Origin of the sequence: Bifidobacterium sp. UTBIF-68 (genome assembly GCF_006408855.1) — a bacterium.
Taxonomy (GTDB): Bacteria; Actinomycetota; Actinomycetes; order Actinomycetales; family Bifidobacteriaceae; genus Bifidobacterium; species Bifidobacterium reuteri.
This window is the reverse complement of sequence record NZ_JFAN01000013.1, coordinates 20684-44786: the sequence shown is the minus strand read 5'-3', so window position 1 is coordinate 44786 and position 24103 is coordinate 20684. Positions and strand designations below refer to the sequence as shown.

Below are 24103 nucleotides of genomic sequence, written 5' to 3'. Positions count from 1 at the left end.
GAGAGCCGAACCACTTCCATGCCGGACTTACGCTCTCAGATAACGTCTCAGAGACACCGTGGACGCAATCACCGAAAGCAGTACCGCGCCCAGCACCAGGAACGGCGACATCATCAGCACCGTGATCTGGTTCACATACGGAATCCAAGTGACCGACTGCGCGAGCCAGCCGGTGATGAACACGCGCACGATCACCGAGAGCATCAGACACGAGAGCACCGAACCAATCAGTGACGCTATGGCGCCTTCGAGGATGAACGGCAGCCTAATGGTCCAGTTGGATGCGCCGACGTACCTCATGATCTCGGTCTCCGTACGTCTGGATGCGGCGGACATGCGGATCGTGGTGCCGGTGAGCAGAATGGCCACGAGCACCATCACGCCTGCAAGCACCGCGGTCACGGCAGTGGCACGGTTGAGCACGGCAAACACCGGATCGAATATCTGACGCTGGTCGGTGACGTCCTCGACGCCCTCCTTGCCGGACAGCACTTCCGCCACCACCTGGTATTTGGTGGGGTCCTTGAGCTTGAGCCACAGGGAATCCTGCATATCGTCGGCGGTAAGCGTACGGCCTTGGAATTCGCCGTTCGGATATTGCTTGGTGAAGGTGTTGTCGTAGAAGTCCTGTTTGCTGACGTAGTTGATGTTCGCCACCACATCGTTGAGCTCATCGCGGATGGTCTTCTGCAGATCGGTGATCTCCTTGGCGGAAGGGGCTTTGCCCGAAGCGCAGTTGGCGGATTGGCTGGTACCGTCCGGGCACAGCCAAACCACGACTTCGACCTTGTCATACCAATCGCCCTTGGCCTTGGTGATCTGGGCCTGGGTGAGCACCGAGGCGCCGATGAACAGGAACGAGATGAATGTGACCAGCGTCAGCGAAAGCAGCATGGCCACATTGCGCCGTAGATTGGTCCATGTTTCCGACAGGATGAATTGTGCGCGCATGACTCTTGCTACTTCCCCTTCTTGGCGTCCGATTCGTCGGTCGGCTCGGCGTCGGTCTTCGATGTGCCTGCGGCGGCCGCGTCGGACGATTCTCCATCCGACTGAGCCTCAGCATGCTCAGGATGCTGAGAAGACGTAGGAACCTGCCCGGCAGGTGGAGCCGGAGGCATCGGAGGCTCGGGAGGAGCCGGCGGCACCGGGTCCCGCGGCGGAGCGAACCGGGAGTCATCGGCGTTCGACGACTCGGCTTCGTCCTTCAACGGGTCGAACGCCTGCGTCTGTTCCAATGCGGCCGCCTGCTCGTCCAACGGCAATCCCTTGCCCCAGGTCAGCGTATCCTCGATGGGCGCGAAGGTCTCACCATAACGGCCGGTACGACCGGAATGCACCGAACTTGCCAATCGCGCGATGCCCTCGGACTGGCCGGCTCCCGTCTCGATGGTCTTGCTCATGGCCACCGTGTCGATCGCGGACACGGCGACGGACTCGGCGTCGGATGCGGCGACGACGTGCGACGCCACGTGGATGCGGTTGGCCTTGTCCGAGCGCGCCTCGACTTCGGCGTCCGGGAAGAACAGCGCGGAGTCATACGATCCGTGGGCCTCGTCTCGCACGATCTTGCCGTTGTGCAGCTCCACCACGCGCTTGCGCATGGAGTTGACGATCTCCTCATTATGCGTGGCCATCACCACCGTCGTGCCGGTGCGGTTGATGGAATCCAGTACCTCCATGATGCCCAGCGATGTTGTGGGATCGAGGTTGCCGGTAGGCTCGTCAGCGAGGAGGATCTGCGGATGATTCACATACGCGCGGGCGATGGCCACACGCTGCTGCTCGCCGCCGGACAGCTCATGAGGATAGTTCTTCTCCTTGCCAGTAAGTCCCACCGTATCCAGCACCTTGGGCACCAGAGACCTGATGGTGGAGCGTCGCGTACCGATCACCTCGAGCGCGAAAGCCACGTTCTCCCAGACGGTTTTGTTATTGAGCAGTTTGTAATCCTGGAATACGAATCCCAACGAACGACGGTACTGCGGCACCTGACGATTCGAAATGCGACGCAGATCGTTGCCGGCAACGCGAATCTCGCCGCTGGTGGCCTCCTCCTCACGGAGCAGGAGGCTCAGCAACGTGGTTTTGCCGGAACCGGATGCGCCGACCAGGAACACGAAATCACCACGCTCGATATCGAGGTTGATGTTGTCGAGCGCCGGGCGCGTGCCCTTCGGATAGATCTTGGACACCTTGTCCAATGAGATCAAAGCCATATTCGTTTCCTTTTATCCACGTGCGTATCCACATGTTCGCTGTTGATGGGTTCGAGTCGTCGCGCGACAGGCCGGCAGAGGGCGGGTGTTTGCCTTTACCCTTACTCTTCGGTTTCGGCAGCGCGACGCTGATCATGACGCCAGCGGATGCCTGCCTCGATGAACCCGTTGATGTCGCCATCGAACACGGCCTGCGTCTGGCTGGTCTCGTAACCGGTCCTCAGATCCTTGACCATCTGGTAGGGATGCAGCACGTAGGAACGCATCTGATCGCCCCAGCTGGCCTTGATGTCGCCCGCGAGCTCCTTCTTCTTCTTGGCCTCCTCCTCATGGCGAAGCACCAGCAGTCGGGACTGGAGCACGGCCATGGCGGACGCACGGTTCTGAATCTGCGAACGCTCGTCCTGCATGGTCACCACGATGCCGGTCGGCAAGTGGGTGATGCGCACAGCGGAATACGTGGTATTCACGCCCTGGCCGCCAGGACCGGAGGAGCAGTAGGTGTCCACGCGGATATCCGTGTCCGGGATGTCGATGTGGTCGGTCGCTTCGACCAGCGGCACCACTTCCACGGCGGCGAAGCTGGTCTGGCGGCGGCCCTGATTGTCGAACGGGGAGATGCGCACCAGTCGATGCGTGCCGCCCTCCACCGAAAGACGGCCATAGGCGTACGGCGCGTCGACCTGGAAAGTGGCGGACTTGATGCCGGCCTCTTCGGCATACGACGTGTCCATGACCTTGGCCTTGAAGCCGTTGCGTTCGCAGTAGCGCAGGTACATGCGCAGCAACATCTGCGCGAAATCGGCGGCGTCCACGCCGCCTGCGCCGGATCGGATGGTCACCACGGCGGAACGTTCGTCGTATTCGCCGTCAAGAAGGGTCTGGATCTCCATCTGGTCGAGATCCTTCTTGATTTCGCCGATCTCGTGCTGTGCGTCGTCGAGCGAATCCTGGTCCTCCTCCTCGCGGCCGAGTTCCACAAGAGTTTCCACATCGTCGATGCGCTGTCCGGCGGAGGTCAGGCGCTTGAGCTGGGATTCGGTCGCGGAAAGCTTGCTGGTGACCTTCTGCGCGTTCTCCGGATCGTCCCACAGGCCGGGGGCAGCGGCCTGCTTCTCCAGTTCCTTGATGTCGGCCTTGAGCCGATCCACGTCCAACGCCTTGGCGATGGAATCATATTTGGCCCTGGCTTCGCCTATTGCTTGGGTAAAGTCGAATTCTGCCATCGTTATACCTTCATTGTCTGTTCACGAAAATGTTCTGTTATTAATGACTATCGGCGTCTTTGGACATAAAGGCCATGAGCGAACACCGTTGCATCCTGGTGTCGCGTCATGGCCTTGCCCGGGAATCGTCACAAATCGAAACCGAGTTCTTCGGCGGCTTCGGTGGGCACCGGGTCGTTGCACCAGTAATCCTCAAGGTTCTCGTAGGTGGTCAGCGAGCGGATCTCGGCGCGGTCGATGTACAGTTCGCCGCTCAGATGGTCGGTCTCATGCTGGAAGATGCGCGCCGGCCAACCGTGCAGCTGTTCCGCGTGATGGTTGCCTTCCTCATCGTCCCATTCGGCGGTGATGTCGAGCCAGCGCTTGCGCACGGCCTGATATCCATCGAAGCTCAGGCAGCCTTCATAGAAGGATGCGGTCTTCTCCCCCACGGGGGTGTACTTCGGGTTGATGATGACGTGGAACGGGAACTCCGCGATTTCGCGCGGATCGTCCTCATCATCGCGTACATGGTCCTCGACCACGGCGAGCGCGAGCCCCAATCCGATCTGTGTGGCCGCCAGACCTACGCCCGGAGCCTCGAGCATGGTCGTATGCATGGCATCGATGAGCTTGGTGAGCGTGTGCTTGGACAGCTGCCCGGTATAGGCTGCGGTCTGCTGACGCAGCACCGGCTCGCCTGCCTGCACGATGGGCAGGATACGCTCCTTGCCGCCGGTTTTGATGAGCTGCTCAACGTCACGGTTGAGCGCGATGTCGACTTTCGCGTTTTTCCCGAACATTACAGCGCGAGCTCCTCGGCCACGATCTTGGCCAGACGGGTGCAGACTTCGTCGGCGTAGGCCTGTGTGGCGGCTTCGGCCATCACGCGCACCAGCGGCTCGGTGCCGGAGGGGCGCAGCAGCACGCGGCCGGAGTCGCCCAGCAGCTCCTCCTCGTGCTTCACCGCGGCCTGGATGCGCGGGTTGGTGGAAGCCGCCATCTTATCCACGTTCGGCACGTTGATCAGGGTCTGGGGCAGCTGCGGGAAGTCGGCAGCAAGCTCCTTGAGGCTCTTGCCGGACTTGACGACTTCGTTGCACAGGGTCAGTGCGGTCAGGGTGCCGTCGCCGGTGGTGGCGAACTCGCGGTTGATCACGTGGCCGGACTGTTCACCGCCGAGCGAATAGCCGCCCTTGAGCATCTCCTCAAGCACGTAGCGATCACCCACGGAGGTTTCCACGGTCTTGATGCCCATATCCTTCAGGGCAAGCTTCAGACCGAGGTTGCTCATCACCGTGACCACAAGGGTGTCATGGTTGAGCTTGCCTTCGCGCTTCTTGGCGCGGGCCAGAATGCCCATGATCTGATCGCCGTTGACCATGTTGCCGTCCTCGTCCACCGCGAGGCAGCGGTCGGCGTCGCCGTCGAAAGCCACGCCCATCACGGCATCGGTGGCCTTGACCATGGCCTGCAGCTGTTCGGGATGCGTGGACCCGGCATTCTTGTTGATGTTGTAGCCGTCCGGGGAGGCGTTGATCACGATGACGTCCGCTCCTGCGCGGCGCAACGCTTCGGGGGCCACCACCGAGGTGGCACCGTTGGCGCAATCGGCCACGATCTTGAGGCCCTTGAGCGGTTTCGGCTGGGTCTGGTCGTCGTTGAGAGGGGCGATGGTGGAGACGAGATGGTCGATGTACAGGTTGGTGGCGGTGGTCTGGTCGTGGCTGACGCGGCCGACACCGGCACCGGTCGGACGCTCCCAGTCCTGGCCGAGCACGGCTTCGATCTCGTCTTCCTTTTCGTCCGGCAGCTTGAATCCGCCGCGGGCGAAGAACTTGATGCCGTTGTCGGGCATGGGGTTGTGGGAAGCGGAAATCACCGCGCCCATCTCCACATTGAGCACGGAAGTCAGATAGGCGACGCCCGGGGTGGGGATGATGCCGGCGTCGATCACGTCGAAGCCGCCTGCGGACATGCCGGCAGCGAGCGCGGACGCCAGGAAATCACCGGAAACACGGGTATCACGTCCCACCAGCGCGCGCCGGCGTCCTTCAGGCTGGTCGTCCTGAGTACCGGCATCGCCCAGCACACGCACTGCTGCGTCGCCCAGATCGAGTGCCAGGCGTGCGGTCAGATCCTTGTTGGCCAATCCGCGAACACCATCGGTTCCAAACATTTTCGGCATACTATTGCATCCTTCGCTTGAGCGGCCTCATGCCGTCTCGTCCTATAACGTGCACCATGGTAATCGGGCGACCCCACGAATGCATGCCGTTTTGCACAATACTGCTCAATTCGGTTGCATTTGGCATGCGGTGTCCGCGAACACACCGAGGGGCATAGCGCTCCAGCAGAGAGTCTTCATGGGACGCATCAAACGCAATTGGCTCCCCTTCCTCGCGCAGTTCAAAAGTGAGGAAGGGGAGCCAATCAAATCAGTGAGGCGTATGACACGCATCTCATTTCACTGTCACGCGTTACCGTGTCAGTGCTCCACCGTGTCAGAGGGCGGCGTTGTAGTCGCGCACTGCGAGCGTGCGATGCGAGGAGGCCACATTCTCCACGATCAAGCGCTTCAGCGCATTGTCCGCGGCGAAGTGTTCCTCCAGCCATGCATCGCCCAGCTTGGTCAGGGTGGCAGGATCGGCATATCCGGGATACAGTCCGTTCAACAGAGCTTCCGCCATATGGTATGTCTTGTTGGCCCAGATCCAATCCACCGTCTCGAAGTACCTGGCGGCGAACGGCTCGGCGAGATCGGGGCGCGGCGTGGCGGAGAATCCACGAGCGACGGCCTCAAGCTGCGCATTGGTCAGCTCGCTGTTGTTGAGCGCCTCGTTCCAGGCCCATTCCTTGGCCTCGGCGGTGGCCTTGACCGCGCGGGCGCCAAGCGCGAACTCACGGTTTTCGGTGGTGTCCCTCTTGGCGAGCTGCGCCTCGATGTCGCTGTCGCCGAATTCATTGACGGAAGCCAGCGCGTTGACGATCGTCCAGGTGAAGTTGTTGTCGATGTCAAGGCCTTCAAGCGTCACTGTGCCGTCCAGCAGACCGTGCGCGTTGGCGGCGAATGCGGCATCGCCCTCCTCTCCATAGCCGAGGTAGGCGGTGATGAGCTGGAACTGGGTGTCCGATCCCGCCTCCGCGGCATTGGCCAGGGTCCACAGTTCGGCAGCGACGTGACGAAGAACCTCCTCACGGCGGGCCGGGGCCACGTAATGGTGGGCGGTGGTGCTCATGCAGGCGAGGGCGTAACGGAATGTGGTGGATTCGGTTTCGGTGGCCAGCAGACGCAGGGTCATGTCGACGAACCGTTCGGCCGGGAACTCGCCGTCACGGGTCATATCCCAGAAGGCCAGCCAGGTCACCGCACGAGCCAGGGCATCACCGAATCGATGCAGGTTGGCTTCGGCGAACGCCTGGGATTCGGCGTCGAAACGAATCTTGGTGTAGGTGAGGTCGTCGTCGTTCACCAGAATGAATGCGGGGCGCTTCCTGCCCTCCGCCGACTGGACCAGTGTGGTCTCGCCGTCCACGTCCAGCTCGAACTGGTCGGTGCGCACGATTGTGCCGCTGGCCTTGTCTTCGTTGTAGAAGCCGACGGCCAGACGGTGCGGACGCAATACCGGATGCTCGGCGGGTGCGGTCTGCGTGAGCTTCAGCTCGGCGATGGTACCGTTCCTGCCCTCCTGGACACTCGCGGCGATGGTGTTGATGCCGGATTCCTCCAGCCACTTGGCGCTCCAGGCCTTGAGGTCGCGTCCGGAGGTATTCTCCAGCTCGTGCAGGAGGTCGGCCAACGTGGCGTTGGAGTAGGCATGACGGTTGAGGTAGTTGTTGATGCCGGCGAAGAACTGCTGGCGGCCTACGTAGAAGGCGAGCTGCTTGAGCACGGAGGCGCCCTTGGCATAGGTGATGCCGTCGAAGTTCACATAGGTGTCGTTCAGATCGTTGATCGGCGCGACGATCGGGTGCGTGGTAGGCAGCTGATCCTGACGCAGCGCCCAGCTCTTCTCGCCGGAGCAGAAGGTGGCCCAGGCGTCATGCCATTCGGTGGCTTCGGCGGTGGCCAATGTGGACGTGAACTCGGCGAAGGACTCGTTGAGCCACAGGTCATTCCACCATTTCATGGTCACGTAATCGCCGAACCACATGTGCGCCAGCTCGTGGAGCACGGTCACCACACGGCGCTCGGCCAGAGCGTCGGTCACTTTGGATTCGAACACGTAGGAGTCACGGATGGTGACCATGCCGATGTTCTCCATGGCGCCCGCGTTGTATTCAGGCACGTAGATCTGGTCGAACTTGGCGTATGGGTACGGCACGCCCCAGGTCTTGGCGTAGAAGGCGAAGCCCTTCTTGGTGATGTCGAACAGGTAGTCCACATCCTTGGCGAAGGCCTCGGCCAGGGACTGGCGGCAGTACTGGGCCATGGGCACGGTACGGCCGTCCTCGTTGTGGTATTCGGTATGCCATTGCGCGTACGGACCGGCGCATATTGCGGTCAGGTAGGAGCTCATCACCGGAGTCGGCTGGAACTTCCACAGACGGCTGGTCTCGTTCGGCTTTTCGCCCAACGTGCCGTCGAGGGTTTCGCGCGGATCATCCTCAACGCTTGCCTCCGGCATGTTGGATGTCACGATCCAGCTGGCCGGCGCGAGCACCTTGAAATCGAACGTGGCCTTGAGATCAGGCTGGTCGAAGACGGCATAGACACGGCGGGCGTCCGGGACCTCGAACTGGGAGTAGAGGTAGATGTTGCCGTCCGACGGGTCCACTGAACGGTGCAGGCCTTCGCCGGTGTTGGAGTACCGGCACAGGGCGGTGACGGTCACTTCGTTCTTGGTCTTCAGACCGGTCAGCTCGATGCGGTTGTCCTGATACGCCTTTGCCGGATCCAGCGGCGTGCCATTGAGCTCGATGGCGGTGACCTCATCGGCGATAAGGTCCAGGAACGTGGATGAGCCTTCCTGCGCATTGAAACAGATCAGCGCCTTGGAACCGAAGTTCTTCGGGCCGACCGTCAAGTCAAGATCGACATGATAGTGAATCGGCGCTTCGACTACCGCCTTGCGCTCCTCGGCCTCAACGCGGGTCAGATTAGAACCGGGCATGCTGTGCGATACTCCTTATGCTCGTACCTGTGTTGTTCGGATTCATATGTTCGGATGTTCGGATTCGTACGAAATCGATGAACCGGATTATTGGTTGTTCGGTATGCTTGCGGCGCGTATCACGTGGATACGCGCCGGAGGCTGATAACTACTGGTGACTGCTGGCCTTCTGCCGATGGCTGTCCATGGACTATTGACGACTACTGGTTGTTGTCGGCGATTTCGACGTCCTGGGCGATATCGGCCACGACGGGCACGATCATCGGCTTGCGGTGCAGCTGTCGGGCGACCCAGCCACCAAGCGTACGGCGCATGATCTGCTGCAGCTTGTACGTGTCCTTGGTGCCCTGCATCATCGCGTCGTTCAATTGCTCGACGATCTGGCCGCGGACCCGGTCGAATTCGCTTTCGTCTTCGGCCACGGCGTTCAGATAGATCTTCGGTCCGGTGACGACCTCGCGATTGTCGGTGTCCACCACCACGAACGCGGAGACGAAGCCCTCGGTGCCGAGGATGCGGCGCTTCTCCAGCTCTTCGTCGGTCAGCTCGCCCACCGAATCACCATCGACATACACGTAGCCGCACGGCACGGAGCCGACGACCGCGGCCTTGCCATGATAGAGGTCGACCACGTCGCCGTCTTCCGCCAATACCACGTTCTGCGGATCGACACCGGTCTTGACCGCGATCAGGCCATTGGCCACCAGATGGCGGTTCTCACCGTGGATAGGCATGGCGCACTTGGGCTTGACGATGTTGTACATGTACAGCAGCTCACCCTCATTGCAGTGACCGGACACATGCACGGCGGCGTTATCACGGTTGACCACCTTGGCGCCAAGCTGCACGAGCTTGTTGATCACCTTGTAGACGCCGTGCTCGTTGCCGGGGATCAGGGAGCTGGCGAGAATCACCGTATCGAACTCGTTGATGTGGATGTCACGGTGGTTGCCGTCCGCGATGCGGCCGAGGGCCGCCATCGGTTCACCTTGGGAACCAGTGCACATGTAGACGAGCTTGTCGTCCTGAATGTCGTTGGCCTGCTTGAGGTCGACCACGGTGCCTTCGGGAATGTGCAAGTAGCCGAGATCGGCTGCGATGGACATGTTGCGCACCATGGAACGTCCGACGAACACGACTTTGCGGCCGTACTTGTGGGCGGCGTCCACCACCTGCTGCACGCGATGCACATGGGAGGAGAAGCTTGCCACGATGATCTTGCGCGTTGCCTGAGCGAACGCCTGGTCCAGTGCCGGACCGATGGAGGTCTCCGGCTTGACGAAACCGGGAACCTCAGCGTTGGTGGAGTCCATCATCAGCAGGTCCACGCCTTTTTCGCCGATCTTGCCGAATTCCACCAGATCGGTGATGCGGTGGTCAAGAGGAAGCTGGTCAAGCTTGATGTCTCCCGTATCGATCAGCGATCCGGCCGGGGTCTTGACATAGACGGCGAGGGCGTCCGGGATGGAATGGGTCACATTGACGAATTCGAGGTCGAAGGGACCGACCTTGAGCTTCTCACGGCCGGTCACCTCCACCTTGGTGGGGTTCTGATGGTGCTCCTTGCACTTGGCGTCCACGAAGGCGAGCGTCAGCTTGGAACCGATCAGCGGGATGTCCGGACGGAGCTTAAGCAGGTACGGCACGCCGCCGATATGATCTTCATGGCCATGGGTCAGCACCAGAGCGTCCACTTTGTCGAGACGGTTCTTGATGTAGCTGAAGTCAGGCAGAATCAGGTCGACGCCGGGCTGTTCCTCCTCGGGGAACAATACACCGCAGTCGATGAGCAGCAGGTGACCGTTGTATTCGATCACGTTCATGTTACGGCCGATTTCGCCCAAGCCACCGAGCGGCGTGATGCGCATGGAGCCCTTGCGGTACTTCGGAGGCGCAATCAGCACGGCATCCTGCTGGGGAGCGGTAGGTGCCTGATTGATCTTGCGGGACGGGGTGCGGCCGCCGTCGCTCCTGTTGTTCCTGCGGTTGGAGCTGCGGCGGCGTGAATTGCTGTTTCTGGTTGTGTTCTTGTGTTCTTGTGCCATATCTTCTTGGATTTTCTGTTGTTATGCCTCTGCTCTGTCATGCAGGGGCGGCGGGCTGGCAACCCGTTACAGCAGTCCGGCAGCGCGCATACCCTCTTCAGCCTTATCGAGCTGAGTGGCGTCGGGCCCGATATTCGGCAGACGCATGACGGTGGAGGGAATGTAACCCTTGACCTTGAGCGCGGCCTTGGCCATGACGGCCTGATAGCCGTCACCGTTCAACGCGTGGACGAGAGGCGCAAGCTGGTTGGCAAGACGACGGGCAGTGGTGATATCGCCACGGTCGAATGCCTGGACAAGCTGCTGCATGGGGTTGGAGGCGACGTGGGCGATCACGGAGATGATGCCGACGGCGCCAATGGAAAGGAACGGCAGGAACAGGCCGTCATCGCCGGAATACCAGGCAAGACCTGTGCGCTGCTGCTTCTCCACTGCGGCTGCAAGATCGCCGGTGGCGTCCTTGACAGCCTTGACGTGTTCAAGTTCGGCCAGACGGTCGTATGTCTCGACCTTGACCTTCAAACCGGTACGGCCGGGGACATCATAGATGATGATCGGCTTCTCGGCTGATTCGTCGACGGCTTTGTAATGACCGACGACACCGTCCTGTGAAGGACGGGAGTAATACGGCATGACGACGAGCACCGCGTCGGCGCCCGCTTCCTGGGTCTGCTCGACCATGCGAACCGTATGAGCGGTGTCGTTGGAGCCGGCTCCGGAAATCACCGGAACGGTCACGGCCTCCTTGACGGCCCTGACCAGTTCGACTTTCTCTTCCATGTGGGTGACAGGCGATTCACCGGTGGTGCCGTTGACCACCAGACCGTCTGCACCGTCCGCGACCAAATGCTTGGCGAGCGCGGTCGCCGCATCGAAATCGACACTGCCATCCGCCTTCATAGGCGTGACCATCGCCGGCAGAATACGACCGAAAGGCGCTGGGTCAAGAAGATGCATATCATGCTCGCTCATAGTGTTCACCGTACTTCCCATTGTGGACTCTTATCTTATTGATTCATTGATGCGATTGTCTGCGCTGCTGCGGCGACGAATAAATCGCTGCAACAGCGATGGCGCACGTGAAGGGCCGAGTGGTAACCAGCCGGGGCGTCGCACGTGCGTTGTTCGATGATCTGCGAACCGGCGTCCGCCGAATCACAGATCAAGGAAGTGATCGAGCCCGACGGTCAGGCCGGCCGGGGCGTCGGAAGCGAGCTTGCGTACGGCGAGCAGCACTCCCGGCATGAAACTGGTGCGGTCGAAGCTGTCCGCACGGATGGTCAGCTGCTCTCCCGCATTGCCGAACAGCACCTCCTCATGTGCGTTGAGCCCGCGCAGGCGGACGGCATGGACATGGATGCCGTCGATGACCTGGCCGCGCGAACCGCCGTCGGTTTCGGTGGCGTCCGGCACCGGAGCCAGCCCGGCGGCCTTGCGCGCCTCGGCGATGCCTCGTGCGGTGTGGATGGCGGTGCCGGATGGCGCATCCACCTTGGTAGGATGATGCAGTTCGATGACCTCTGCGGATTCGAAGTACTTGGCCGCTTTGACGGCGAAGTAATCGGCCAATACGGCGGAAATAGCAAAGTTCGGGGCGATGAACACCTTCTGCGTCAGGGGCTTGGGACTTTGGGCGATGGCGTCCCTGACCTGAGACAGTTTCTCGTCAGTCCAACCGGTGGTGCCGACGACGATATCCACGCCCTGACCGATGAGGGTGAGCACATTGTTCAGGCTGACGCTGGGCACGGTGAATTCCACCACCACGTCGGTGTTGTCGGCATCGATCTGCGTCAGATCATCACCTGCGTCCAAGGCCAAGGCCAACTGTGTGTCTTCGGCGTTGTTCACCGCCTCGACCACATGCGAACCCATACGGCCCTTGGCACCGACTACGGAAACTCTGATCATGTCTACCCCCTGTTTCAGGTCAGGCGCGTATTGCTTGCTGTATTGCCGTTGTATTGCCGGTAAACGGCAACCAGCCTATCACTGGACAGCGTGCGCGCCACACGAATGTTCAATATGACGAACACGGCGACACCGGCTGTGGCGTGTCGGACGCGGCGACACCGGCTGCGACGAACGCAACGGCATCAACAGACCGGAGATCGACGAAACCGCCATGCCAGCCGGTCATCCACTATCGTCAATCACGCCGTCTGGCGAGCCACCAACCCACCAGGGCAAGGGGCACCGCCGCCAGCGTGAACAGGAACGGCAGCATCATGCCGACATGCGGACCGGCCGCATCCAATGCGATGCCTGCCACCGACGATCCAATCGAAGTGCCTACAGTACCTGCTGTGGTCACCCAGCTCAGTCCCTCGGTCAGGGATTGAGCAGGCACCAGATCCTTGACGATGAGATTGCCGGTGGCGAACAGCGGCGACACTGTCAGACCGGCGAGTATCTCCACCAGTCCGAGCAGAAGAAGGTTGTCCATGGTGATGCGGAAGAACACGTATCCCACGGTGAGTAGTGCGAGGAACATCACCATGTGCGCCCAATGTGAGCCTTTGAGCTGACGCGAACCGAAAACCAGGGCGCCGATGCACGATCCCAGCGCGAACATGGCCAGCTGGAGGCCCAGGAACGGTTCGAGGCCAAGCGCCTTCATGGATGCGGTGATCGACACGTCGAATGAGGTGAAGCTCATGTTGAACACGATGAACACAGCAAGCAACGGCAGCACTCCCGCATAGAGCAAGGCGCTTCTGGGCTTGGCGCCTTGCGTTTTCAGCTGGCGCAGCGTCAGCTGGTCGGCGACCGGCGCGGTGCCAGCGGCGCCACCGGTGCCGCCGGCGCCATTGGTGCCATTGCCCATCGTGGCATCTGATGCCTGACGCCGCCGGTCCGATGCGGCGTCGACGGCCACCGTCTCCACAAGGAGGCGGGGCTGGGTTGATTTCAGCGAGAAGAAGATGGTTCCGCCGATGCCGCATGCGAGTGTAGGCACGAACAGCTGGGATACCGGATGCACCGAGGTGGCCAGCCATGCCGCAAGGATCGGCCCCAGGATGAACACGACCTCATCAATGGCAGCCTCCATGGCATATGCGGTGTTGAGCAGCTGCTCGCCGTCCTCCACGTTGCGCAAGGCATATGACCATCGTGTTCTGACCAATGCGCCGAACGAGAACTGCGTGAGCCCCATGATGATGGCCAGCACGAACAGCAGCGCAATGGGCACCCGAACCAGCGCGGCAAACGCGAATCCCAGCATGGCCGCGATCTGGACGGCGAGCGCCAGCCGTCCGACACGAGCTTGTCCGAACCGGTCGAACGCACGCGCGTAGAACGGTGTGACACAGGACATGGCGAGCACATATACCGCGCTCATGGTGCCGGCGATGGTCCAATTGTCGTACAGATGATTCAATGCCAGCACGATGCCGAGGCTCATCATGGAGATCGGCAGACGGGCCACGGCACCGGAGACGCAGAACGCCTTGGTGCCGGGCAATGCGAACAGACGCCGATATGGCGAAGGGGTGGGATACGACTTGGTAACAGCTCGAGCCGTAGACACGTAATGCTCCTTACTGGTGGGTTCTCCGGCACGTGCGCCCGCCCACACGTGCCTTCCGAGGGTAGCGGTTCCCGAGCAACGTCACGCGGCGCGTTTCTCCCGCGGACATAGCGGTGTATGCGATGGGCGGCGTCCATCCGCCGCCCCTGTATGCACCCATGTCATAGACCATGTCGAGGTCTAGTCGTTGTCAGATTGTTCGGGAATTCCGGAGCTCAACTCGGTAAGGATTTCCTGTTTGGTTTTGTCGCGGGCATGCAGCTCGCGCAAGCCTTCCTGAGGCTCACTGACATAGTAGAGGGTGGCGTCGATAGCATCCAGCGGCACGTCCTCCACCACGGAGAGCAGCAGCCGATACATATCCAGCTGGGCGAGTTTGCGCTCGATGTCCTCGGGGCGCGAGGGTCGTCTGCCGGTTTTCCAATCGACCACGGTGAAGCGCTTCGACGTATCGGAGGCGTTAAGGCCGCCCTCGAACACCGCGTCCAGCTTCCCGTTGACGATGCCGATTGTAGGTATGTCCACGACGATCGAACGCTCGGCCCACAACGGCCTGCGCATGGCCCACCGTGATTGCGAGAGCCTGATGCACCAGTCCCGGATGTCCTGATGCTCCGCAGCAGGCAGGTCCGGCGGCGTCTGCATGCCATCCGCGGCAGCGTCGACGAAGTGCTCGGCCCAGTCATGGAAACGGATGCCCGCCTGCGCAACCGGTGAGGAAAGGCGCGGGATCGGGCGCACCACATAACGCCAATAGGAGCGTTCCTCCCGTGCGCTCATGCCACCCACCCTGGCCTGCAGACCGGTGACGTTCTGCCGCCCGGATGCGAGGATACGCTGCGCTCGGGCCTTGACTGCCCGATCCAGCGCCTCGCCCTCCAACGTATCCGCCATCAAATCGACATCGTCGGCCAGCAATTGCGCGCGTTGCGACAATGGTCCGCATATCAACGCCGCAGTGGATCGTTGATACGACCCATCGGAAGGGGCGGCGCCTCTGGAAGGTGTCTTGCCGGCGGCACCAACATCAGTCGCCATCATGGACTTGGCAATGGCGATGGCATGCCGGGCCTCAGCGGTTCCGCGATGCAAGCGCCGTTCGACATCCGCGCTCAACGAAACCGGCCATTGCAAGTCCACGACACGGCTTTCCTGTTCCAATGGGGTGCGCCACGCCTCGCCTACCACTGTCTCGCAGTATTCCTCGGCATGCTCCCCCGCGAAGAATCCGTCCGGCGGAGCCATGCGCTCCCCTTGCGTGGAGACAAGCGCCACGGCATCGCCAAGTCGCTCCACGAACTCTCCGGCATCGACCATATGCTCATGAGCGTGCAGGGCATCATGGACCTCAAGCCAGAAATTGGACGGTTTGGCAGCATGCGATCGAGCACTCGCCGCCGATGCATCCCGACTCAATTCGCTCGAATGACGGCAATAGGTCAGCATGGCATCATATCTGGCACGCGTCAATGCCACATAGGCGAGTCGACGTTCGTCGGCATGCAGTCTTCGTCCGTATTCTTCGGCCTGTGTGAGATACCATCCTGCCGGATCCACCTCATCGACCCCATCACCGTATTGACGCATCGATCCGAACGCCTCATCATCGATGAGCTCGACATCTTCCAAGGATTCCAAGGACTCCACTGGGTCTGCGTCCACATCGGCATCGTGCGGGAATCGTGGCAGGATGGCGGCGTCGGCTCTCATGGGAACCGGGACGGCCACGGGGTTGGTCAGCCACGAGTCTGCGGTCTCTTGGTATTCCGGGGCCACCCAGTGCCCCTGTTCCGTGCCTCCCGGATGATTGTCGTCCAATGTCACCGAAAGGTGATCGCCTTGATTGCTGGGGAATCCGCCCGCAGTCATGCCCCCTATGGCCACGGCATCCCACTCCAGTCCTTTGGACTGGTGCACGGTCATCAATTCCACATCCACGGGAGCCGGAGGCAGGCTCGCCGCCTCGTCCTCCACGCTGCTCAGGTAATCGACCCATGTGATGAATCCACGCAATGATGGCGTCTGGTCAGGGGCGAGTTCCTGCGTATAGGTATCCACCAAATCCACGATGGTGTTCATCGGCGTTCGCGCCAGTGTGGGATTGACCTGATGACCGGGGTCGCGCAATGCGTTCGCTACGACCGTATCGATATCAAGGTTCAAAGCCTCGATGGCGGTTCTGACGACATCCGCAAGAGGATGTCCGATGGCACGATGCACCTGTTGCGCCGCCTGTGCCGCCTGCCGAACGGCACGACGCCCCGGCTCGCTCATTCCCTCCCAGCTCGCAGGCGTATCGTTGCGCAATAGTAGGTCGGGGACGAACACCGCATTGGCCACCTGATCGCGATGTTCGCGCACCACATCGGCACGTTCGGCTTCCGGTGTATCGGCGTCAGCCAATCCGGCTTCCACCAGAGCCCGGAAACGCTGCTGTGTATTGAGATTCTCCGCGATGCGGGCCAGTGCGGTCAGATCGGACGCCGACATGTTGAACCGAGCCGTGGCCAATAAACGCATCAGCGAGCCTGTGTCGGTATGGTCCGATACCACATGCAGCAGCGCCAGCACGTCCCGGATTTCCGGACGGTCCAGCAAGGCCGAATAGCCTACGACAAATGTGGTCAGTCCCGCACGTTCCAAGGCCTCCTGATAGAGGGGCATACGCGTTTTCGATCTAAACAGCACGGCCACATGCACCCGTTGTCCGGCGCCCTGTTCCGCCTGTGCCCCGGTTCCATGTTGCCGCTTCTCTCCGTAGCGGTTTACGGCTGCAGCGCAGAACCGGACGACGGCATCGATCTCCTGTCCTGCCGTGTCGAACCCGAGCACGCCCATCGTGCCTTCCTCGGCATCGCTCATGGCGCCGAGCGCGGGAACGTCGACTTCATGCATCAGCGAGCTGGAAAGGCGCAACGGCGTGGAACGCAGCGGAAGCGTCAGGTCGTTGGCTGCCTCCAGCACGATCCTGCTGTTACGTCGCGTGATGGACAGCGGGAACGGTGCGACGTCTTGCGCCATATGGAAATCACGCTGGAACATGCGGAACGCGCCTGGACTCGCCCCACGCCATGCGTAAATGGACTGGAATGGGTCACCTACCGCGTTGACCGCACAATGATTGTCGTCGTCCGGGTGGAACAGTGCGGCGATCAATGCCGCCTGCGTGGTGGAGGTGTCCTGATATTCGTCCAGCAGCACATGGCTGTACCGACGTCGCACCCGCTCGCCGATGGAGGGGAAACGTTCGATGAGCTGATATGCGGCAATCGTGAAATCGGAGAATTCCGCCATATTCCGCGCTCGTTTGGCCTGTGCATAGGCTTGCACCAGTTCCAACAGTATGTCACGTTTGCGCGTGGCGGCGAGCAATTCACCGCAATGGTACACGCATCGGGCATGCAATCGTTCGGCACGTTCCTCTATTTTGGCCCGCCAATCAGCGTCACTGTCTTTCTTGCGTCTGGTTATGGACGGAATGCGCGGCTCGCTTTCCGGCATGGTTTCCTCGCCTATATTGCGCTCCAGAACCTCAATGAACGCAGTGTCCCAACGCTTGACCCGCTTCACGGCCGTATCGAAATCCGCACACCCCGTGCCAATCATGGCGCTGCCGATGGCGCCTGACAGCTCGATGACCTGTTTGGCGAGATTGGCGAACGAACCGAAGTCCCCCGCCATTGCCGAATCCATATGTCGGTCGATCACCTCAACGGCGAGTTGCAGTGCGCCCGCTTCGCTGAGCGGTTGGGTGTTCTGGTCGAAGCCGACCAGCAGTCCATACTGACTGACCAACGTCTGGAAGAAAGCGTCATAGGTGAAGATCGACGGCTTCAGGAATGACCTGTCCCATGACGAGGGACGCCCGATATCCTCATGATGCGCATCGGCGTTCTCTGCGTTCACGGCGTTTGCAACGGATTGGCCGGAGACTGCGGACGAGACACGGTCCAACAGTTCCCCTGCGGCTTTGCGCGTGAACGTCAGGCCGAGAATCCGCTCCGGAGCCGCCCCCTGACCAATCAATGCGATGATGCGCTGCGTCATGGTGAAGGTTTTGCCGGAGCCGGCACCCGCCACCACAAGCACGTCGGCATCTGCAGGAGCATTGATGATGGCGGCCTGCTCGGCACTTGGTGTGAAGGTACTCATGCTTGCCTCGTTTCAAATACGGTGTCGACCTGCCGAGCGCAAGCCGGGCATACATTGCCCATACGGCAGAATCTGACGTGTTCGGATTGGGGGTGCGCGTCAAGATGAATCGACCGGCTCGCGGCCGCGGCATAGAATACGCGGGCGATCATGGTCAGCGACCATATGGCCTGAGTACCATTCAGACTCATGCATTGTTCCCACGCCGCTTCACCGACATGCTCAGGACGCTGTTCGGCGCAAAGAACGGGCATGTCATACCACGCCGACGGAGATGCGTAATGATAGCGCACGGTAAACGGTTCGGCGTTCAGGCTGCCCTTGGTAAACAGCGGCGGCTGGAACATGCCTTCGGGCGCGAAGCTCTGTGCAGGTGCCAGGTTCTTGGCGACGTGGAACAATTCGCTCTGCTCGATTCGAGGCGCTTTTCGCAATGCCGCCGCTCCACGCGGCCCGCCTTCGGGGAATACCAGTCCCAGCTGATAGCACACCAGCTGCAAATCGTTGAAGATCTGCTTCCCGCTCGGCACCGCGCCTGTCTTGTAATCAATCAGGCGCTTGATCTCCTCTCCGTCCGCGATCCGACGCGTCTCCATGCGATCGATGCGGCCGGAAAGTCGCACCGTCATGTTCCCGTCCACGCCCTCAGGCCACCCACCGACCAGCTCGCCCATCAACGCAATCAAGGTGTCACGGTCAATCGCATGCACGCCGGGCACTGCATTGTATGCAGCGAGGATATCGTCGAATCCGAAACGCGCGCTGAAGGGCAGCTCGCAATCAGCCTGGACCAATGTGCCGATGGAGAACTTGCTGGAATTCTTCTCCAGATAGGAGTTCTCTGCACCTTGGACGAAATAGCTTGCGATGTGTTTCAACATGTCGGACGCCGAATCGTCTTTCCGGATGGCCCGATACCGTTCTTGGACATCCGCTATGGCATCGGGATCGGGACGTTTGCCCCGATAGATCTCGACAAGCCTTTCGGCGACGGCCTGAACGCGTTGTTCGGAGGTCGAGGAAGCGTTCAACCCCAATCCACGCAACACTTCGTCGTCGTCATGGAGGTGATCGAGCCGTTCTTCGCTCCCCTGCTGAGCCACGGCATGGATAAGTGTGCCGAAACCAGCGTTCACCGACCCCGGCTGCGGACCGGCGAACTGGTGTTCAAGCATCCAGCACACCGGGCAAGCCCATAAACCGTCGACTGCGGAGGGGGACAGTGTCACCACCGGGGCGCCGTCATCAGGGGACCGAAGCCGACCATCGGCCTGCCGATTGGCGTGATCGTCTTGATCATGATCGGATGCCGAAGTCGAATCATCGGTATTCCCGTATATGGATGGCGCCGCATCCGGTGTACTGTATTGCCGCACAAACGGCCAATCATCCGGATGAGCGGCGGCGATGCCATGCGCCGCCAATATGCCCAGCGCAGCGGCCGCGTCATTCAGCTCATCGGAGTCTTCCGCCGCCGATGACAGCACCACTCGCGCAATGGCCACCAGTCCACGGGGATCGCCATCAAGTCCGAACCACGCATCTGATTCAACGCCGTCTTGCCGATTGCCGACCTCCGTGAATCGCGACTGCTCTTTGTCGCGGGAATACATCTCCGGCAAGTAACCGAACAGGAAATCAGAGGGACTGGACTTGTCGTTCCACACTGCGCTTACGGTCACTTGCCGCGTCGCTCGGGTCAATGCGACCAGGAAGCTCTTCTTCTCCCCCGACAACACGGCCACGAATCGCGGGTCATGACCCGTGCCATCGGCCGCTGCCAGCGCGCCACGCAGGACCAGCTCGACCAGTTCCTCACCGCCGAACATGGTGTTTCGCCCAGCCAGATTCGGCCAGACACCTTCCTGCAGAGCAGGAATCCACACGTACGGCCAATGTCGTCCGGACGCACCGGCAGGCGTGGCAAGCGTCACCGCATCCTCCACCGGGCCCACGTGCGCCAAGGAGTCCGCCTGCACCTGCATCGTGCGGACCTGTGTCATGAAGCCCCTGATGGTTGCGCTCGCACTGGAGTCCGTCGCGAATTGGAACAGTCGCATGGCGGCATCCAACCGGTCATTGGCGACACGGCCGTCTGCCGTGTTGAGGAGTGCCGTTGATTGCCAAGCAGACGCCACCTCGACAGCATTCCATGCGATGGACAGCACGTTGCCGGGATTCTCGCGCTGGTCGTATGGCAACGCGCGAAGTTGTGCGCATATTGTCGCGACCATCCGCCACACACGGCTGAATGCACGCGACTGTGGATTGCCACCAAGCACGGCGTCGATCGCGGCAAGCACTGAAGCTGCCGGTGCCGACTCATCATCCAATGCCAACATCACGAACAGCGCATCAGACCCGAAACCAAGCTCGTCCTGCGAGACGGCACCATCTTCGACCAGGGCATCATCAACCTGAATCAATGGCTGTCCGGATTCGGCGGTCTGACCGGCGTCCTCCACCGCGTCTGATTCCGCCGTCATACCGTCGCTTCTCCCAGCAGTGGAATCGGGTATGCCCGCGGACAGGGTCTCAGACTCATCCTGTCCCTTCCGGAACGTCCCCGACATCATCGACATCAGTGATTCCCAACCATGGACCAACTCAGACAACATGGCATCCTGATCTGCTACCGGTGCCAATGATTCCAAAGCATCCATGGCGGATTCGACAGGTGCGAGGCGAGCCGGCCCGCCTTGTCCGGGTCTCGTTCCTGTAGTGATGAGCGGACTGTTCATTATGGTGTTCACGCGGGCCCGCACATATGCAGCCGTACGTGTCAGCCCCATGCCGCGCCATCCATTCTGCCCGTCACGACGACTCATGCCTTCCATGCGCAGATAAGCAAGCTCGATAAAGGCGAACAGCCCCTGTATGAAGGATTCATCCTTCAATGGACGCGTGACCGAAGAGTAACGCACCGGCACGCCATCGCGCCGCAACCGTTCGCCGAACGACCGCACAGTGGCATTGTCGTGTGCAATGACAGCCATATCGTTCCATCGGACCCGTCGGTCAAGATGTGCTCTTTTGATGCGCCACACCACGTCATCAAGCTCTTCGCGGGCGGATCGGTAGAGCCCGGTCTGCACTGTTCCGTCATGCTCCAGCCCAGTTTGGGATGCAACCCGCAATGCTGCAACCAATTTGCCCGGGCGTCGTGACAACGGCAGTTCCTCCTCCTCTTCAGAGGGGATGGAGAGCGACACCCGTGATGCAACCACATCGGCGTAGCCCTCATGCCGGTCAGGAGCCACGTCCCGTTGCAGGGGCAACGCCACCGCTTGCAGAGGGCCCGTGACGGCTCGCCGGATCACATATTCCGGATACGATCCACGGAAAGTCTGCACAGCCTCATCCGGATTGCCAATCAGCACTATCGACACCCCGGACTGGTGCAGCTCCTCCAGAAAACGCAGACCGGCCAACGTGATGTCCTGCACATCGTCCACCACCACCAACCGGGGAATGTCCACGGCATCCTGACTGACATGCGAGGCGCGTATTCCATGAACTGCACGCGCACCATCCACCAACAGGTATGACGCATCCACACGGTATTGACCGGGATACGCCTGACGCTGAGCCTCGATATATTCCCGACGAAGCGCAAAAGCCAGACGCCATTGCACCGTCAGCCTGTCATCGGCGGCAACCGCATCCAGCAAAGCCGGCTCCTCATGAGGCCCGACCCCCAGTTCATCCAATCGCGCCAGCATGTCACGCAGTTGGCTGACAAACGTGTCTGAGATGCCCTGCATAAACACATCGGCACTGGTCGACCCGCCCGACACTGCCCCATGATCGTCCACTACCAAGGACGCCCATTGCGCCTGAGCGAAATAATCGCGCAACAGCGTGCACGTGCCGCAATCATCTCCCGCGACCGCATGACCTACGTGCACAGCCAGCACCCGTCTCAGCAACGCGTCCTGCTCGGCTCCGTTCAATAGGCGCGGCGCGGGAAGACCTTGCGCCGCATGCGACGATGCAATGACACGGAACGCCACCGCTCCAATCGTGGTGACCGGCCTGACCTGATCCGACGCCCCCAACTCGCGAATGACACGATTGCCCAGACTGTCGGCGACGACACGGCTGGAGACCGTCATGACCACGCAGGATGCACCATATCTGCGCAGGCCTTCAAGCATCACCTGCAGGGCATACTCCGTTTTCCCCGCATCAGGCACGCCTATCACCAATCTCGAGGCGCCATCGCGTTCGAGCTCATCAATCAGCCTTGCAGGGTTCAGGTTCTCATTCATGATTCAAGCCTAAGCCCTGTTTTTCGAGAGGGAAAATTTTTACCTCACCTGAGGAATGCACGTATGCTGGCAGTATCCTGAACACACAGGGGGAAACAATGATTCCAGCGTCAAGGGGGAGGCTCTGATGTCCACTGCCATAGCACCACCGCAACTGCCAGGCTATGATGTCGTGCAGCAGCTGGGTTCCGGAGCCGCCGCAACGGTCTTCCTCTACAACCAACAGATGCCGCAACGCCCCGTCGCCATCAAGGTCAGCAATGCCGCACTGGATTCCGCATCCGCGGTCACGTTCCACAGAGAGGCCAACTTCACGGCCAGGCTTTCTTCGAATCCATATATCCTGACCGTCTACGACGCCGGAATCACCCCGGACGGACACGGATACATGGTCATGGAATATGCGCCCGGGGGCTCCTATAGCGACAAGGTGCAATCGCGATCCATGGATTGCGATCAGGTGCTCGATTTGGGCATCAAACTTGCCGGAGCGCTCTTTTGCGCCCACCGCAGCAACATCATCCACCATGACATCAAACCAAGCAATATCCTCATCACGGCGCAGGGAGTACCAGTGCTGAGCGACTTCGGCATCTCGACCGACGCCTATGACCACACCGATACCGGGTTTTCGCTGCCTTGGGCGCCGCCTGAAGTCATAGAGCATCGTTCCAACGGATCCGAATCCGCAGACATCTATTCCCTGGGAGCGACGTTGTATGCCCTTCTGGCAGGAAACTCGCCATATCAGCACACCTATCACCCGCGTACGCAGGCAGAGCTTGCCGACCTGATCATCAACTCGCCATTGCCGCCCATACAACGACCGGATATCCCCGCGAATGTGGAATCCGTACTGGGCAAGGCGCTGGCCAAGGAACCTGATCAGCGGTACTACTCCGCGCTGGAATTCGCCCAAGCAATGCAGCGTGTTCAGCAAACCGAATATGGGCACACCACCGCGATAACGGCAGAGGGCATACCGGCATACCCTGACGACACCACACGTCAACGTCGCACCTCAACCGATCAAGGGTCCGGACCTTCCCACCGGCATTGGGGCAAACGCACCGCGATCGCAATCACGCTGGTCACGGTCATCGCCGCCTTATGCCTGTCGGTCATCATTGCGGCACCGTCGTTCACCTCGGCGCATGCACCTCATGCGAATGCTCGGGACGCGGACATGCCGGGCAAGGAAAACAATCAGGCCGAAGATACCGTCACCGGCACCGCGAACGGTCAGATTCCCTCTCCGCAGAACCTCTCCGGCCAGTATGCCGTCGATGGCTCATCGGTGACGTTCACTTGGACGAATCCAAGCCCACAACAGGGAGACAGCTACGCCTGGTCATTCGTACAGAACGATGCATCGGACATCGGGTCTCAAGCCACTATCACGTCGGCGACATCGATTTCGGTCGCACCTCAAGATGGCGCCCAGACCTGCATTCAGGTCTCCATCATCCGCAGCGACAGGCACATGTCCGCGAATCCGGCCATAGCCTGCGCAGTCCGCCCATAGACCGCACTACGCTAGTGCACAGGACATGAAAGTTCAGGAA

Annotated in this window: 13 protein-coding genes; 1 reads left to right on the top strand and 12 read right to left on the bottom strand. The window is 60.8% G+C overall.

Going from position 1 to position 24103, the window contains the following annotated elements; all coding sequences use genetic code 11:
* Positions 1–27: 27 nt before the first annotated feature.
* From ftsX to BW14_RS04070, 12 genes are all read right to left on the bottom strand, one after another.
* A complete protein-coding gene (gene ftsX / locus BW14_RS04125; RefSeq protein WP_044090120.1) occupies positions 28–951 on the bottom strand; it encodes a permease-like cell division protein FtsX in 924 nt (307 codons plus the stop codon).
* Positions 952–959: 8 nt separating this feature from the next.
* On the bottom strand, positions 960–2219 hold the full coding sequence (gene ftsE, locus BW14_RS04120) for a cell division ATP-binding protein FtsE (RefSeq protein WP_044090119.1): 1260 nt from the start codon (positions 2217–2219) through the stop codon (positions 960–962).
* Between the two features lie 101 nt (positions 2220–2320).
* Positions 2321–3445 carry a peptide chain release factor 2 gene (gene prfB / locus BW14_RS04115; RefSeq protein WP_044090118.1) on the bottom strand — a complete coding sequence of 375 codons (1125 nt, stop codon included), beginning with the start codon at positions 3443–3445 and terminating at the stop codon, positions 2321–2323.
* A 128-nt stretch (positions 3446–3573) separates the two neighbouring features.
* Entirely contained in the window at positions 3574–4227 is a 654-nt protein-coding gene (locus BW14_RS04110; RefSeq protein WP_044090117.1) for a peptide deformylase, read from the bottom strand.
* Positions 4227–5612 carry a phosphoglucosamine mutase gene (gene glmM, locus BW14_RS04105; protein ID WP_044090115.1) on the bottom strand — a complete coding sequence of 462 codons (1386 nt, stop codon included), beginning with the start codon at positions 5610–5612 and terminating at the stop codon, positions 4227–4229. The genes BW14_RS04110 and glmM overlap by 1 nt, the downstream gene beginning before the upstream one ends.
* A 316-nt stretch (positions 5613–5928) precedes the next feature.
* Positions 5929–8538: an aminopeptidase N gene (pepN, locus tag BW14_RS04100; RefSeq protein WP_140489292.1), complete on the bottom strand. Its 2610-nt coding sequence runs from the start codon at positions 8536–8538 to the stop codon at positions 5929–5931.
* Between the two features lie 200 nt (positions 8539–8738).
* The gene (locus tag BW14_RS04095) at positions 8739–10583 is read right to left on the bottom strand and encodes a ribonuclease J (RefSeq protein WP_140489291.1); all 1845 of its coding nucleotides are present in this window, start codon (positions 10581–10583) and stop codon (positions 8739–8741) included.
* A gap of 66 nt (positions 10584–10649) precedes the next feature.
* Positions 10650–11555 carry a 4-hydroxy-tetrahydrodipicolinate synthase gene (gene dapA / locus BW14_RS04090; RefSeq protein ID WP_140489290.1) on the bottom strand — a complete coding sequence of 302 codons (906 nt, stop codon included), beginning with the start codon at positions 11553–11555 and terminating at the stop codon, positions 10650–10652.
* A 183-nt stretch (positions 11556–11738) separates the two neighbouring features.
* Positions 11739–12494, bottom strand: a complete 756-nt coding sequence (gene dapB, locus BW14_RS04085; RefSeq protein ID WP_140489289.1) for a 4-hydroxy-tetrahydrodipicolinate reductase — start codon at positions 12492–12494, stop codon at positions 11739–11741.
* 238 nt (positions 12495–12732) lie between these two features.
* Positions 12733–14115: an MFS transporter gene (locus tag BW14_RS04080; protein ID WP_140489288.1), complete on the bottom strand. Its 1383-nt coding sequence runs from the start codon at positions 14113–14115 to the stop codon at positions 12733–12735.
* Between the two features lie 180 nt (positions 14116–14295).
* A complete protein-coding gene (locus BW14_RS04075; protein WP_140489287.1) occupies positions 14296–18267 on the bottom strand; it encodes a UvrD-helicase domain-containing protein in 3972 nt (1323 codons plus the stop codon).
* Positions 18264–22538 carry a PD-(D/E)XK nuclease family protein gene (locus tag BW14_RS04070; RefSeq protein ID WP_140489286.1) on the bottom strand — a complete coding sequence of 1425 codons (4275 nt, stop codon included), beginning with the start codon at positions 22536–22538 and terminating at the stop codon, positions 18264–18266. Before BW14_RS04070 ends, BW14_RS04075 begins: the two co-directional genes overlap by 4 nt.
* 127 nt (positions 22539–22665) lie before the next feature.
* Between BW14_RS04070 and BW14_RS04065 the strand changes: the two genes are divergently transcribed.
* Positions 22666–24063 carry a serine/threonine-protein kinase gene (locus tag BW14_RS04065; RefSeq protein WP_223847925.1) on the top strand — a complete coding sequence of 466 codons (1398 nt, stop codon included), beginning with the start codon at positions 22666–22668 and terminating at the stop codon, positions 24061–24063.
* The last annotated feature ends 40 nt before the right edge of the window (positions 24064–24103 follow it).

Bases quoted from the DNA above. Each gene is read 5' to 3' on its own strand.
- ftsX (WP_044090120.1), bottom strand. From the start codon at position 951: ATGCGCGCACAATTCATCCTGTCGGAAACATGGACCAATCTACGGCGC.
- ftsE (WP_044090119.1), bottom strand. From the start codon at position 2,219: ATGGCTTTGATCTCATTGGACAAGGTGTCCAAGATCTATCCGAAGGGC.
- prfB (WP_044090118.1), bottom strand. From the start codon at position 3,445: ATGGCAGAATTCGACTTTACCCAAGCAATAGGCGAAGCCAGGGCCAAA.
- BW14_RS04110 (WP_044090117.1), bottom strand. From the start codon at position 4,227: ATGTTCGGGAAAAACGCGAAAGTCGACATCGCGCTCAACCGTGACGTT.
- glmM (WP_044090115.1), bottom strand. From the start codon at position 5,612: ATGCCGAAAATGTTTGGAACCGATGGTGTTCGCGGATTGGCCAACAAG.
- pepN (WP_140489292.1), bottom strand. From the start codon at position 8,538: ATGCCCGGTTCTAATCTGACCCGCGTTGAGGCCGAGGAGCGCAAGGCG.
- BW14_RS04095 (WP_140489291.1), bottom strand. From the start codon at position 10,583: ATGGCACAAGAACACAAGAACACAACCAGAAACAGCAATTCACGCCGC.
- dapA (WP_140489290.1), bottom strand. From the start codon at position 11,555: ATGAGCGAGCATGATATGCATCTTCTTGACCCAGCGCCTTTCGGTCGT.
- dapB (WP_140489289.1), bottom strand. From the start codon at position 12,494: ATGATCAGAGTTTCCGTAGTCGGTGCCAAGGGCCGTATGGGTTCGCAT.
- BW14_RS04075 (WP_140489287.1), bottom strand. From the start codon at position 18,267: ATGAGTACCTTCACACCAAGTGCCGAGCAGGCCGCCATCATCAATGCT.
- BW14_RS04070 (WP_140489286.1), bottom strand. From the start codon at position 22,538: ATGAATGAGAACCTGAACCCTGCAAGGCTGATTGATGAGCTCGAACGC.
- BW14_RS04065 (WP_223847925.1), top strand. From the start codon at position 22,666: ATGTCCACTGCCATAGCACCACCGCAACTGCCAGGCTATGATGTCGTG.